This window comes from Mesorhizobium sp. BR1-1-13 (assembly GCF_020165515.1).
Classification (GTDB): Bacteria; Pseudomonadota; Alphaproteobacteria; order Rhizobiales; family Rhizobiaceae; genus Mesorhizobium.
On sequence record NZ_JAIUIH010000003.1, the window covers coordinates 20,828 to 35,235 of the forward strand.

Annotated in this window: 11 protein-coding genes; 5 read left to right on the plus strand and 6 right to left on the minus strand. The window is 62.2% G+C overall.

All coding sequences use genetic code 11. The features are described 5' to 3' along the window. Positions 1–80: 80 nt before the first annotated feature. Positions 81–1,055: an alpha/beta hydrolase gene (locus LB533_RS07585; RefSeq protein ID WP_224676997.1), complete on the plus strand. Its 975-nt coding sequence runs from the start codon at positions 81–83 to the stop codon at positions 1,053–1,055. A 108-nt stretch (positions 1,056–1,163) separates the two neighbouring features. Here LB533_RS07585 and LB533_RS07590 read toward each other — a convergent pair whose 3' ends face one another. Continuing rightward, on the minus strand, positions 1,164–2,579 hold the full coding sequence (locus tag LB533_RS07590) for a DEAD/DEAH box helicase (RefSeq protein ID WP_140548627.1): 1,416 nt from the start codon (positions 2,577–2,579) through the stop codon (positions 1,164–1,166). 397 nt (positions 2,580–2,976) lie between these two features. Between LB533_RS07590 and LB533_RS07595 the strand changes: the two genes are divergently transcribed. Beyond that, the gene (locus tag LB533_RS07595) at positions 2,977–4,509 is read left to right on the plus strand and encodes an acyl-CoA carboxylase subunit beta (protein WP_140638063.1); all 1,533 of its coding nucleotides are present in this window, start codon (positions 2,977–2,979) and stop codon (positions 4,507–4,509) included. Between the two features lie 18 nt (positions 4,510–4,527). On the opposite strand, the gene LB533_RS07600 is transcribed toward LB533_RS07595, so the two are convergent. Next, complete coding sequence (locus tag LB533_RS07600; protein ID WP_140638062.1) at positions 4,528–6,057, minus strand: NAD(P)H-hydrate dehydratase; 1,530 nt, start codon at positions 6,055–6,057, stop codon at positions 4,528–4,530. Positions 6,058–6,391: 334 nt separating this feature from the next. Here LB533_RS07600 and LB533_RS07605 point away from each other — a divergent pair, with 334 nt between their 5' ends. Then, positions 6,392–6,730 carry a P-II family nitrogen regulator gene (locus LB533_RS07605; RefSeq protein ID WP_006205430.1) on the plus strand — a complete coding sequence of 113 codons (339 nt, stop codon included), beginning with the start codon at positions 6,392–6,394 and terminating at the stop codon, positions 6,728–6,730. A 58-nt stretch (positions 6,731–6,788) separates the two neighbouring features. Beyond that, on the plus strand, positions 6,789–8,198 hold the full coding sequence (gene glnA, locus LB533_RS07610; RefSeq protein ID WP_140515442.1) for a type I glutamate--ammonia ligase: 1,410 nt from the start codon (positions 6,789–6,791) through the stop codon (positions 8,196–8,198). Between the two features lie 848 nt (positions 8,199–9,046). Here the strand turns inward: glnA and LB533_RS07615 are convergent. Beyond that, positions 9,047–10,087 carry a glutamine synthetase beta-grasp domain-containing protein gene (locus LB533_RS07615; protein WP_140638061.1) on the minus strand — a complete coding sequence of 347 codons (1,041 nt, stop codon included), beginning with the start codon at positions 10,085–10,087 and terminating at the stop codon, positions 9,047–9,049. Positions 10,088–10,398: 311 nt separating this feature from the next. Here LB533_RS07615 and LB533_RS07620 point away from each other — a divergent pair, with 311 nt between their 5' ends. Beyond that, positions 10,399–10,593, plus strand: coding sequence for a DUF2735 domain-containing protein (locus LB533_RS07620; RefSeq protein WP_140638060.1), 195 nt, complete (start codon positions 10,399–10,401; stop codon positions 10,591–10,593). A 77-nt stretch (positions 10,594–10,670) separates the two neighbouring features. On the opposite strand, the gene LB533_RS07625 is transcribed toward LB533_RS07620, so the two are convergent. From LB533_RS07625 to LB533_RS07635, 3 genes are all read right to left on the minus strand, one after another. Beyond that, on the minus strand, positions 10,671–12,560 hold the full coding sequence (locus LB533_RS07625) for an MFS transporter (RefSeq protein ID WP_140638059.1): 1,890 nt from the start codon (positions 12,558–12,560) through the stop codon (positions 10,671–10,673). A gap of 179 nt (positions 12,561–12,739) precedes the next feature. Then, positions 12,740–13,531, minus strand: a complete 792-nt coding sequence (locus tag LB533_RS07630; protein ID WP_140638058.1) for an ATP12 family chaperone protein — start codon at positions 13,529–13,531, stop codon at positions 12,740–12,742. A gap of 1 nt (position 13,532) precedes the next feature. After that, positions 13,533–14,408, minus strand: coding sequence for a DMT family transporter (locus LB533_RS07635; protein ID WP_181169281.1), 876 nt, complete (start codon positions 14,406–14,408; stop codon positions 13,533–13,535).

The following is a 14,408-nucleotide window of genomic DNA, read 5'->3' on the forward strand; positions in this document are numbered from 1 at the left end:
GGCGGCTTCATCGCCGGGCCGGTCGTTGCCTGTTCCCGGCCACCCCGGTGGGTTTGTTGTTGTTGCGTTTGGAGTCTGCGATGGGGCGACATATCGTGCTTGCTGTGCTGGGGTTAGTCGCCATCCTCGCACTGGCCTTCGTGCTCGGCCCGCGGGTTCCCGTCGACACCACGATCCGCTTCGATCCATCCGCAATCGGCGACGATCCGCAGGCCTACGTGGCCAGGACGGAAGCGGCGATATCCGGCATCCGTGACGGGCTGGAGAAAGAAATCATCTGGGCCAATCCGATGGTGCATGCCAGGACACCGCTGTCCATCGTCTATATCCACGGCTTTTCGGCGTCGAAAGGCGAACTCCGCCCGCTGCCCGACGAGGTTGCCGACCAACTCGACGCCAATCTGTTCTTCACCCGCCTCACCGGCCACGGGCAGGATGGCGCGGCCATGACGCAAGGCAGCGTCAACGCCTGGATCAACGATTATGAGGAGGCGCTCGCGATCGGTCGGGCCATCGGCGACAAGGTGATCGTTATCTCCACTTCGACCGGCGGCTCGCTGGCGGCCTGGGCGGCAACACAGCCGGGCGCTTCGGACGGCGTGGCGGCGATCGCGTTCATCTCGCCGAATTTTGGCGTCAAGGCGTCGGGCGCCGATATCCTGACCATGCGATGGGGCAAACAAATAGCCGAACTCGTCGCCGGCAAAGAGCGCAGCTTCATGCCGCGCAACGCGCTGCACGAGAAGTTCTGGACCACCAGCTATCCCCTTGCCGCGACGCTGCCGATGCAGGCGCTGACGGAACTTGCCTATGGCGCGCCGGTGGAGAAAGCGGTGGTCCCTGCCCTCTTCATCTTTTCGGATTCGGACAGCGTGGTTCGGTCTGACCGCACGCGTGAAATCGCCGGGCGTTGGGGCGCGCCGCACGAACTGGTTCCGGTCGACGACACCGGCGATGCCGACAACCACGTCATCGCCGGCGACGCCCTGTCGCCATCGACCACGACCTTCCTTGCACAAAGAATTGCCGTCTGGATCGAGGCGGTCGCGAAGTAGCCCGAGCTTCCATACGGAAAGGGCGACCGCAGCCTCACCGCGGTCGCCCTTTATCTCACTGGTGACCAGCCGGGCACGCAAATGCCCGGCCGATACGAAGCGGCCTGCCTACGCAGCCCGCGCCGCAGGACGCTTGCCGCCGAAGCGGCGTTTATTGTTGCCCTTGAAGGGCTTGGCGCCTTCCGGTTTGCGGTCGCCAGCGAAGGCCGGCTTGTCACCGAAGCGTTTCTTGCCGGAGCCGTTGTTCTGGCCGCCCGGCCGCCTGCCGTCCCGACGGCCATTGCGCTCGTTGCGGTCATTGGCAGGCTCGAAGCGCTCGTTCTTCTCAGCCGGGTTGCGCTGCGGATCGGGGCTGCCGAGATGGTCGGCGACAACAGGCAGCTTGGCGCGGATGATGCGCTCGACCTGGCGCAGCTTGCTGTTCTCGGACGGGTCGCAGAGCGTAATCGCAATGCCGTCCCGGCCGTTGCGGCCGGTGCGGCCGATACGGTGGACATAGCTCTCCGCCTCATCAGGCAGGTCGAAATTCACGACATGACTGATGCCGGGCACGTCGATGCCGCGCGCGGCGATGTCGGTGGCCACCAGAATGCGCACCGCGCCGTCGCGGAAATCATTGAGCGCCTTCTGGCGCGCATTCTGCGACTTGTTGCCGTGAATAACGGCGGCCTTGAAGCCGTCGCGCTCGAGGTCCTTGGTCACCCGATCGGCGCCGTGCTTGGTGCGCGAAAAGATGATGACGGACTTCATCGCCTCGTCGGCGAGCATTGTCGACAGCACCTGGCGCTTCTGCTTGGTGCGGGCAAGGACGACGCTCTGCACGATCTCGGCCGCCGTCGTGCTCTGTGGCGCGACTTCGACGCGAACCGGGCTCTTCAACAGGCCCTTGGCCAGCTCGGCGATCTCGTTCGGCATCGTCGCCGAAAACAGCGCCGTCTGGCGATCCGGCGCGGTCGCCTTGGCGATGCGCTTGACGTCGTTGATGAAGCCCATGTCGAGCATGCGGTCGCCCTCGTCGAGGACCAGCCATTTGGTGTCGGAGAGGATGAGGTCGCCCTCACGCACCAGGTCGGTCAATCGGCCGGGCGTGGCGATCAGTACATCGACGCCGGGAGCGATCTTCTTCACCTGGCTGAAGCGCGAGACGCCGCCCAGCACGAGCGCCGTCGAGACATGCGCGCCCTTGGCGAGGATCTTGATGGTGTCTTCGATCTGCACGGCGAGCTCACGAGTCGGCGCCAGAATCAGCGCACGGGTCGTCTTGGCACGCCGTTTGGTGCCGAGCGCGATGATCTTGGAGAGGATCGGCAGAGCGAAAGCCGCTGTCTTGCCGGAGCCGGTCTGGGCGATGCCGAAAATGTCACGGCCTTCCATCTGGGGCGGGATAGCCTGGACCTGGATCGGCTTCGGATCGGCGAAGCCGGCGGCATGGGTGGCCTTGAGCAGCGCACCCGTAATTCCCAGTGCCGCGAAACCGGAGAGTTCTCCAGTGTCGTTGCCGGGCAAAGTGTTTTCGTTGGTCAAAATATTCTTCTTTCACACGGCCTCTGGCCGCAAACATCAATGGCGGCAGGGCGCAACCCGCCGTCGGACAATTGTTATGGAACGACAAGGCGGCGGACGTGTCCGTCCGCGCGGCTGCGCTGTCGTGCCCGCAGGCATCATGCCACGGGGCTTTTTCGCCGCCTTGCTAACCAATCGGGGCCGATCAGCAGGAAAGAGGGAAAACAGACGCAACCAGTCTCATTCGAGGAGAAGGCCGGATCAATCCGGCCCAAGCGCCTATGCCGTGCATATGGCTGAGTTCGCTCTGAAATGCAAGGGCATCATGTTGCAGCGCAACAAAACGCCTCGAAAAAGCGACGCTTGCGCTCATCTGCGGGCACCATTACCACAAAGCAGCCCGCGCAGGAGATCGAGAATGAAGGACGTGCTGAAGGAACTCGAGCGTCGTCGCGAGATCGCCCGCATGGGCGGGGGTCAGGCCCGAATCGATGCCCAGCACAAGAAGGGCAAGCTGACCGCCCGCGAACGCATCGACGTATTTCTCGACGAGGGCTCGTTCGAGGAGTTCGACATGTATGTCGAGCACCGTTCGACCGACTTCGGCATGGAAAAGACCAAGATCGCCGGCGATGGCGTCGTCACCGGTTGGGGAACCGTCAACGGCCGTCCGGTCTATCTCTTCGCCAAGGATTTCACCGTTTTCGGCGGCTCGCTGTCGGAAGCGCATGCCGAGAAAGTCATCAAGGTGCAGGAGATGGCGCTGCGCAACCGCGCGCCGATCATCGGCCTCTACGATGCCGGTGGCGCCCGCATCCAGGAGGGCGTGGCCGCACTCGGCGGCTATGCCGAGATATTTCAGCGCAATGTGCTGGCGTCGGGCGTCATTCCGCAGATTTCCGTAATCATGGGGCCTTGCGCCGGCGGCGATGTCTATTCGCCGGCCATGACCGACTTCATCTTCATGGTGCGCGACACGTCCTACATGTTCGTCACCGGGCCGGACGTGGTGAAGACCGTCACCAACGAGACGGTGACCGCCGAGAGCCTCGGCGGCGCTTCCGTCCACACGACGAAATCCTCGATCGCCGACGGCGCCTATGACAACGACGTCGAGGCCCTGCTGCAAATGCGCCGGCTGGTCGATTTGCTGCCAGCCTCGAACACATCGGAGATCCCCGAGATCGAATGCTACCAGTCGGTCACCGATCACGATCTGTCGCTCGACCGTCTGATACCGGACAACGCCAACAAGCCTTACGATATCAAGGAGCTGATCCTGAAAGTCGCCGACGAGGGTGATTTCTTCGAGATCCAGCAAAGTTTCGCCAAGAACATCGTCACCGGCTTCGGACGCATCGAAGGCCGCACGGTCGGCTTCGTCGCCAACCAGCCCATGGTGCTGGCCGGCGTGCTCGATTCCGATGCCAGCCGCAAGGCTGCGCGCTTCGTGCGCTTCTGCGACTGCTTTTCGATTCCAATCGTCACCTTCGTCGATGTTCCGGGCTTCCTGCCCGGCACGGCGCAGGAATATGGCGGGCTGATCAAGCACGGCGCCAAACTGCTCTTCGCCTATGCCGAGGCGACCGTGCCGAAGATCACCGTCATCACCAGAAAAGCCTATGGCGGCGCCTATGACGTGATGGCTTCGAAACACCTGCGCGGCGATATGAACTATGCCTGGCCGACGGCGCAGATCGCCGTGATGGGCGCCAGGGGCGCGGTCGAGATCATCTATCGCAAGGACATCGGCGACGCCGAAAAGATCGCAGCCCATACAAAGGCTTACGAAGACCGCTTCCTGTCGCCCTTCGTCGCCGCCGAGCGCGGCTATGTCGACGAGGTGATCATGCCGCATTCGACCCGCCGCCGCATTGCCCGCGCGCTGCGGATGCTGCGCAACAAAGACATGCAGAACCCCTGGAAAAAGCACGACAACATTCCGCTGTAAGCTGAATGTCGCGGCCGGTCAGCGCGCGCCGCGAGCCGCCACCAGTTCACGCAGCACAGGCACCAGCGCCAGCGGCAAGTCCTCGGCGATCAGCCCCGGTCCGAACCGGCTGCCGGCCTCGGCATGGATCCATACCGCCGCGCAAGCCGCCTCGAAGGCCGGCATGCCTTGCGCCAGGAAGCCGGCCACGAGCCCCGAGAGCACGTCGCCCGAACCGGCGGTTGCCAACCATGGCGCGCCATTGGAGTTTATCGCAGCCCTGCCATCGGGAGCAGCGATTACGGTGTCCGCGCCCTTGTAGACGATCACGGCGTTGGCACGGGTGGCGGCCATACGGGCCCTGCTCAGCTTGGACGAAACGGCGCCGCCCGCAATGTCAGCAAACAGCCTGGCAAATTCCCCCTCATGCGGCGTCATCACAAGCGGCGGTGCGCCCGGCTGGCGCGCGGCTTCGAACAGGACGTCCGGCGCCTCGCGAAACGAGGTGATCGCGTCGGCGTCGAACACCAGGCCATCGACCCGGGCGGAAATGTTCCGGTGCTGGCCAGCGGCGAGCAGCGTGAGCGCAAAATTCTGCGCTCTTTCACCGACACCGAAGCCAGGCCCCAGCACAAAGGCGGAGGGCCGGCGTTCGCCGATGAAGGCGTCGATGTCGCCGCTGTCATTGGCCTTGCGCAGCATGATCGAGGTCAGATGCGCGGCATTGACCTGCATGGCGTTCGCCGGGGACAGGACGGTGACCGCCCCTGCCCCGCTGCGCGCTGCGGCAAGCGCCGCAAGCCGCGCCGCGCCGGTGGCGCTCGGGCCGCCGGAAAAGACGCCGACATGGCCGCGCTTGTATTTGTGCGTATCGACGCCTGGAATCGGAAAAGCGCTGAGCCAAAGCGCCGGCGAGTTCTCGAAGGCCTGGGGCCGAATCCGCGCAATGAGACCATCGGTGATCCCGATGTCGGCGAGTACGATCTCCCCGCACATCTCGCGCCCGGGCAGCAAAAGATGGCCAGGTTTTTTGCGTGCGAAGGTGACGGTGACCTCAGCCCGAAAAGCATGGCCGAGCACTTGGCCGCTGTCCCCGGAAACGCCTGATGGCAGATCGACCGCGACGACCGGCACGGCCAGGTTTGCCACAATGCCAACCGTTCTCGCCGCTTCCCCGGACAGCGGTTTGGACAGCCCTGCGCCGTAAAGGGCGTCGACGACGACAGCGCCGGCCTCGGCCGCGAAATTCGCCAGTGATCGAGGCTTCACCGGGCATTCACCGGCGGCGAGCGCGGCATCGCTGCCCGGCTTCGGCGTGCCCGACGCCCAGACCACCGTGTCGACACCAGCGGCTGCCAGGCAGCGGGCCACGACATAGCCATCGCCGCCATTGTTGCCGGGACCGCAAAGCACATGGACCCGCTTCGCCGCTGGATAGCGCCTGAAAATTTCGGCCGCAACGGCTTCGCCTGCACGGCGCATCAGGCCGATGCCGTCGATTGCGCCGGCGGCAATCGTCAACCGATCCGCCTCGCTCATCTCCCCGGGAGAAAGAAGTTCGTTGCTCATGGATTGCCGATCCGCATTCGATCAAGCATTGTCCAGTTTTCGGCTCGACGCAAACGCAGAGGAGTTGGCGCGGTCCCAGCCAAGCTGAGCGATGCCTACCAAATAAGCAATACGCCTAAATATCGGGCAGACATAAACACTGACGCCGCGTAGGTTTGCAGCCATCCGTCGCGCGCTGGATGCAGTGAACGATGCGAATTTGCATCTTCGTGCGGCATGGTTCTGGAATCGAATGACACCGCTTGAAATCCCGCCAATTGGCACAATTCGTGCTTGATGGAGGCGCAAGCGGGGCTCACAACCCGTTTTTTTGGCAGTGGAGGCCACTTTTTACATGAAAAAGATCGAAGCGATCATCAAGCCATTCAAGCTGGACGAAGTGAAGGAAGCGCTTCAGGAGGCCGGACTGCAAGGCATCACCGTGACCGAGGCCAAGGGTTTTGGACGCCAGAAGGGCCACACCGAGCTTTATCGCGGCGCCGAATATGTCGTCGACTTCCTGCCCAAGGTGAAGATCGAGGTCGTGCTCGGCGACGATGCGGTCGAAGGCGCCATCGAAGCCATCCGCAAGGCGGCCCAGACTGGGCGCATCGGCGACGGCAAGATCTTCGTCTCGAACATCGAGGAAGTCGTGCGCATCCGCACCGGCGAAACCGGCATGGATGCCGTCTGACACCTCGCCCATCTTCCGAAACGTCATTATTAAAAAACGTCACACAGGGATACATGACATGACGACAGCCAAAGACATCATGAAGCAGATCAAGGACAACGATGTGAAATTCGTTGACCTGCGCTTCACCGACCCGAAGGGCAAGCTGCAGCACGTGACGATGGATGTCATCGAGGTCGAGGAAGACATGTTCGCCGATGGCGTGATGTTCGATGGTTCTTCGATCGCCGGCTGGAAGGCGATCAACGAGTCCGACATGGTGCTGATGCCCGATCCTGAAACGGTCCATATGGATCCGTTTTTCGCGCAGTCGACCATGGTCATCCTGTGCGACATCCTCGATCCGGTTTCGGGCGAATCCTATAACCGCGACCCGCGCGGCACTGCCAAGAAGGCCGAGGCCTACATGAAGTCGGAAGGCATCGGCGACACCATCTATGTCGGCCCGGAAGCCGAGTTCTTCGTCTTCGACGACGTCAAGTACAAAGCCGATCCCTATAACACCGGCTTCAGGCTCGATTCCACCGAACTGCCGTCCAATGACGACACCGACTACGAGACCGGCAATCTCGGCCACCGTCCGCGCATCAAAGGCGGTTATTTCCCGGTGCCGCCGATCGATTCGGCGCAAGACATGCGTTCCGAGATGCTGACGGTGCTGGCCGAGATGGGCGTGCGGGTCGAGAAGCATCACCACGAGGTGGCCGCGGCCCAGCACGAACTCGGCATCAAGTTCGACACGCTGGTCCGCAACGCCGACAAGATGCTGATCTACAAATATGTCGTGCATCAGGTCGCCAATGCCTACGGCAAGACCGCCACCTTCATGCCGAAGCCGATCTTCGGCGACAATGGCTCGGGCATGCATGTCCACCAGTCGATCTGGAAAGGCGGTAAGCCGACCTTCGCCGGCAACGAGTATGCCGGCCTCTCGGAAAGCTGCCTGTTCTATATCGGCGGCATCATCAAGCACGCCAAGGCCATCAACGCCTTCACCAACCCCCTGACCAACTCCTACAAGCGTCTGGTGCCGGGCTACGAGGCGCCGGTGCTGCTCGCCTATTCGGCGCGCAACCGCTCGGCATCCTGCCGTATCCCGTTCGGCTCGTCGCCAAAGTCGAAGCGCGTCGAGGTCCGCTTCCCCGATCCGGGTGCGAACCCCTATCTCGCCTTTGCCGCCATGCTGATGGCCGGCCTCGACGGGATCAAGAACAAGATCCATCCCGGCCAGCCGATGGACAAGGATCTCTACGATTTGCCGCCGAAGGAGCTGAAGAAGATCCCGACCGTCTGCGGCTCGCTGCGTGAAGCGCTCCAGAGCCTCGACAAGGACCGCGGCTTCCTGAAGGCCGGCGGCGTCTTCGACGACGACCAGATCGACAGCTACATCGAGTTGAAGATGGCCGAGGTGATGCGCTTCGAAATGACACCGCATCCCGTCGAATACGACATGTACTATTCGGTCTGATTTTTTATCTCCCTGGACCCGGCGCACCCGGATCCAGCGGCTTCAATTCAGCCTGCAAATGCGGGGCCGGAAGATGAACCTCTTCCGGCCCTTTTGTTTGCACATGTCAAGGCTTCCATTCAGCCAAATCCGCGGACACTGACGCGTTCGATCGGATGCTGCCCGATCTAGCGACTGGAAAGGCGCACCGGCTGCTGGGTTCCGTCGGCTGGTCACGTCACACGTGTCGATTGCGCTGAGGCACTGGCCGGCTTGAGCCAGCCAAGCTGGGCTGCCAGGCGATCCGGCATGCGCTTTTTGCAAGTGAAGAGATAGGCCAGGAGCGAGCGGCACACTGCCTCAGGCTGCAATGCCCGCTCGTCCGGCGCCCCCGCCAATGCTGTCGTTCAAGAAACCCCGCCCCGTTCGAACAGCACCGCTTGGCGTATCCCCAATGCCTGCGAATACGCATGTTGCGCCGCAGCCTGTCAATGTCGCCCGCCGGGCGTCGAGAGGGTCGATTTTGGAGTATGAACAGGGGCTTATGAAAGGATCGGTCGACAGGCATTCTTGTCGGAATGGCCAGATTTCCGGGCTTTTTCGAGGATTTCGAAGCCTGCGGCCCAGCGCCAAGGCATGCTTTCGTCAGCCAAAAGCCGTCTTGTCGGGATGGGTTTGAACCGCCCTTTTCAACCTGACTTTTTTTGGGGGAATTTGCTTTGCCAGGCCAGGAGCCAGGAAGGCGAGGATCGGCGAACGGAAACAGCGGCATGCGATAGTGCCCGCCATCGTCATACGAAAAAGCCCCGGCAATTACCGCCGGGGCTCGCGTCATGGTTGTCGAGGATCTTGAGGCCCGACGTGAAATATCAAGCAGCGGCCGAAACCGATGCGCCGGTCGAAACCTGCGAGATCGTCTTCAGGACCTGGGAGGCGATCTGGTAGGGGTCGCCCTGCGAGTTCGGGCGGCGGTCCTCCAGATAACCCTTGTAGTCATTCTTGACGAAGGAATGCGGCACGCGGATCGACGCGCCGCGGTCTGCGATGCCGTAGCTGAATTTGTTCCAGGGCGCCGTCTCGTGCTTGCCGGTCAGACGCTTGTCGTTGTCCGGACCGTACACGGCGATATGGTCCATCAGGTTCTTTTCGAACTGCGCCATCAGGGCCTCGAAATAACCCTTGCCGCCGACCTCGCGCATATATTTGGTCGAGAAGTTGCAATGCATGCCCGAGCCGTTCCAGTCGGTGTCGCCGAGCGGCTTGCAGTGGAACTCGATATCGATGCCGTACTTCTCGGTGAGGCGCTGGAGCAGGTAGCGGGCCATCCACATCTGATCGGCGGCCTTCTTGGAGCCCTTGCCGAAAATCTGGAATTCCCACTGGCCTTTGGCCACTTCGGCGTTGATGCCTTCATGGTTGATGCCGGCGGCGAGGCAGAGGTCGAGATGCTCTTCGACGATCTGGCGCGCGATGCTGCCGACGTTCGAATAGCCGACGCCGGTGTAGTACGGGCCCTGCGGAGCGGGATAACCGCTCTCGGGGAAACCGAGCGGACGGCCATCCTTGTAGAAGAAGTACTCCTGCTCGAAGCCGAACCAGGCATCCTCGTCGTCGAGAATGGTCGCGCGGCTGTTGGACACGTGCGGCGTGACGCCATCGGGCATCATGACTTCGCACATGACGAGAACGCCGTTGGTGCGGGCCGGATCGGGATAAAGCGCGACCGGCTTCAAGACGCAATCGGAGCTACGGCCCTCGGCCTGCATGGTGGACGAGCCGTCAAAGCCCCATAGCGGCAGCTGGTCGAGCGTCGGGAACTCGGCATAATCCTTGATCTGGGTCTTGCCGCGAAGATTGGGGACCGGGGTGTATCCGTCGAGCCAGATATACTCGAGCTTGTATTTGGTCATTCTAGAGCCTCTCGTTGTGCTTGACCACCGCACGCGGTGTCGACGCATGGCCGGAGCAAGCCGACCTGCCGACTGGTAAAAAGCAATTCATATGCCACTCCGGCATCGACCGGTGCGACAAAATGGTCGCGAGATTCCTCTGAATTCGCTGCACCGCCACAGCAATGCGCTGGGATCGATCAGACGCAGAGATTGCGCAAACAATAGGCAATAACTGATCTTTTCATAAGCATATTGCCTAAATGAATCGCAGAACCTATTTTGAGGAAAAGCTGAATCAACTGACCCTCGGAGAAGAAAGGAGATCGCCAATGGAAGTCACCCTCGCCCGTCCATCGGCAAAGATCCTGATGTTCCCGCTTGCAGGCCGCGTATCTGCCTCAAATTTAGGCGCGAAGGCCAAGTTCGCGGCAGAGCTTGCCTCGCTGCGTAACACGTATGCCGATTTCGATGGCTGGTATCACGAGGCCGCTGTCGAGGAAGAAAACCAGCAGCCGAAGAGCTGAACGCATCTTCAGCCTCGATATGAAAACCCGGCGCGATCGCTCGCGCCGGGTTTTCTCATGCATGTGGATCCGACCCGTTACTGCTTGGTCTCCAGGTTCGTGCCCAGCGTGTCCTTGACGAAGATCATGCCGATGACGAGCGACATCGCCGCGATAATCACGGGATACCAGAGGCCATAATAGATATCGCCCCTGTAGGCACTGAGCGCGAACACGGTCGCGGGCAGCAACCCGCCGAACCAGCCATTGCCGATATGGTAGGGCAGCGACATGCCGGTGTAGCGGATGCGTGTCGGGAACATCTCGACCAGGATGGCCGCGATCGGACCGTAGACCATGGTCACGAACAGGACGAGGACGAACAGGATGGCGATCGTCATCGGCCAGTTCACGGCCGCAGGGTCGGCGAACATGGCGAAGGCCCCGCCGCCGGGTATGTTGTAGACGGTGACCTCAGGCGCACCGGCAGCCTCGTCGGCGGTCAAAAGCTTGTCCTTGATCGCCTGATCGGTAGGAACCGTCGCCTTCTCGCCGGCGCGGATGGCGGCGGCGTCGAGCTTCAGTTCGGGATTGGCAGCGACAAACGCGTCGAGCTTCTGGTCCGGTATCTTGATCGCAGCACGCTTCAGCGGATATCCGCCGTCCTGCAGCGACATGTTGACGGCCTTGACGAAGGCGGCCTCCTTGGCCTTGGCCTGGTCGCCCGCGGCGACAGCATCGTAGGATGCCACCGTCTCATTGCCGATCTTGACCGAAGCAGCCGTACCGGGTGCCGCCGTGGAGACGACGTCATAGGGCACCGAGTTCTTGGTCAGGAACGAGGTCGCGATGTCGCAAGACGTCGTGAACTTCGCGGTACCCACCGGATTGAACTGGAACCTGCAGTCGCCGGGTGCCGCGGTCACCGTCGCGCGGGTGCTCTGCTGTGCCTGGGCAAGGGCCGGATTGGCGGCCCAGGTCAATGCCTTGAACAGCGGGAAGGTGCAGACGATCGCCAGTGCGAGCCCGGCCATGATGATCGGCTTGCGACCGATCTTGTCGGATAGCCAGCCGAACACGACGAAGAAGATGGAACCCAGCGCAAGCGCGATGGCGATCATGATGTTGACCGACTGGGCGTCCAGCTTCAAAACGTTCTGAAGGAAGAACAGGGCGTAGAACTGGCCGTTATACCAGACCACGGCTTGGCCGGCCGTAAGGCCGAGCAGTGCCAGCAGCGCGATCTTGGCGTTCTTCCACTGGCCGAAGGCTTCCGAGAGCGGTGCCTTGGAACCCTTGCCCTCTTCCTTCATGCGCTGGAAGGTGGGCGATTCGGAAAGCGACAGCCGGATCCAGATGGAAATGCCGAGCAACAGGAACGACACGATGAAAGGAACGCGCCAGCCCCAGGCGGCATAGGTTTCCTTGCTCATCGAGCCCTGGACGATCAGGATGACGATCAGCGACAGGAACAGGCCGAGTGTGGCGGTCGTCTGGATCCACGACGTGTAGTAGCCGCGCCGGTCGTCCGGCGCATGCTCGGCGACATAGGTGGCCGCACCGCCATATTCGCCGCCCAGTGCCAAGCCCTGGAGCATGCGCAGGATGATCAGGATCACCGGAGCCGCGATGCCGAGGCTCGCATAACCAGGCAGCAAGCCCACCAGGAAGGTCGACAGGCCCATGATCGTCATGGTGACGAGGAAGGTATATTTGCGGCCGACAAGGTCGCCGATGCGGCCGAACAGCAAAGCGCCGAACGGACGGACGAGGAAGCCGGCGGCGAAAGCCAGCAGCGCGAAAATATTGCGCGTCGCTTCCGGAATGGTCGGGCTGAAAAAGGTCGAACCGATAAAGGCCGCCAAAGACCCGTAGAGATAGAAATCGTACCATTCGAAAACGGTGCCGAGTGAGGAGGCGAAGATGACCTTCTTCTCCTCTCGCGTCATGCCGCGGCTCTTTCCGCTGGCGGTCGATGCGATAGTCATTGAGATGCTCCTCCCGTGAGACCCTTGTCCGCGATGCTGCGCGGCTTACGTCCGCGTTCTCCTCCGAACGCGGACTCGCGGCAGCCATCGCGGAAAAAAATGACAGAAAGCACCCGCCAACGGCAGAGAGCCTTTGGGATTATGACTTTGGTATTAGATGCGGTGCGGTAGCCGCAGCATCAGGCTTCGAGCGCCTCGAGAAGGGCGACGGCAGCCATCATGTCGCGCTTGCGGGCGGAGCGGCGCGCGACCGCTTCCGCGTCCTGGCCCCAATGCTCGATCTGCCAGTCCTCGTCGACATGGCCGGCGGTCCAGGCCGCCTCGCCGTCGAGCTCGCCGAAGTCGACAGCCAGCGCCAGCAGCGCCGAACCGGTCAGCGACGTCATGACGTGGATGGCGGCCAGGCGCAGCGGCTCGGCGCGCTGGCTGAGATGGACGCCGAGCACCGTGATGGTTTCGCGCGGCTGCTCGACATGGATAATGCCCTCGGCAAGGTTGAAGCGAGCCCCAAGTGCGGTCCGCGCCCAGTCGAGAACCGGATCCCACTGCTCGTTCTGCCGCTCGACCAGCCCTTGCGGCGCATCGGCGCGATAACAGAGCAGATCTGACGAGGCAAAGCGCAATATGTCTTCCAATACCGCCTGCGGATCGCTAGCGACGCCATCGAGCGCGGTGTTGACGAGGCGCATCACAGGCATCGACACCGGATCGATGGTCTCCCCCTGGGCGGCGAATTCATCGGCGACCAGCGATGCCGCCTTTTCGGTTGGCAGCGCCAGCAGCGCCTTGCCCGGCGTGCGCACCGGTTTGCCGTCTAGATGGACGGCAAAGCCGCCATCGGCCGGGGCGACGGAGACAGTCTTGTAGAAACGCCTAGGCAGTGGCGTCTTCATCTGGATCTGGGCGCGGCGCACCGGGTCGGGATCGGAAAGCAGTTTTCCCGCTTCGAGATCGCTGAGGATATCGCGCATGTCAGCCTCCTTCGGCTGTCTGCTGGCGCGACGGCCTGTTGACGATGATCAGGCCGGCGGCAATGAGACCAAGTGCCAGAAAAATGCGTACGGTCAGCGGCTCGTTCAAGAACAGGGCGCCGCACAGCACGCCAAAGACCGGCGACAGGAAGGTGAAGCTCGACAGGCTGGAGGCGGGATAACGCCGCAGCAGCCAGAACCACAGGACGTAGGTGAAGGCGACGATATAGAGCGCCTGGAAAAGCAGGGCCAAGGTCGGCAACAGCGAGGGATCGCGCACGGATGGCCCCGCCAGAGGCAACGCCAGGACGCCGACAACGGCAGCGCCGGAGAGTTGGTAGAGCAGCAGCTTCTCGGCGCTCGTCTCCACCAGCTTCGAACGCTTGATGAGGATGTTGGTCAAGGCCCAGACGAATCCGGAGCCTAGACTCAGTAAGTCGCCGAACAGCATGTCCCCGCCGCCGAGCTTGTCGGAAAAGACCGCGGCAAGGCCGGCAAAGGCCAGCAGCAGGCCAAGGGCTTTGCGCAGGCTGATTGGTTCGCCGAGCAGGAAATGGCCACCCACCAGCATCCAGAATGGCATGGTGTTGACCAGCAGCGTGTTGCGGGCAACCGTGGTGTGCTCCAGCCCGACGTAAAGGAAGAGGAACTCGATGCCGAAGAGCACGCCCACCGCGATGCCGGCGCGCAAGGTGCCATCCCTGGTGAAAAGCGCTATGCCGCGCCAGCGGCACCAGAGGAAGACGCAGAGCCCGCCGATAGCCGAACGCGCGATCGACAGGAAAACCGGATCATAACCGGCATAAGAGATCTTGGCGGCAACGTAATTCAGCCCCCAGGAGAACGTCAGGCCGACCATGATGGCCGCGGCGGCCAT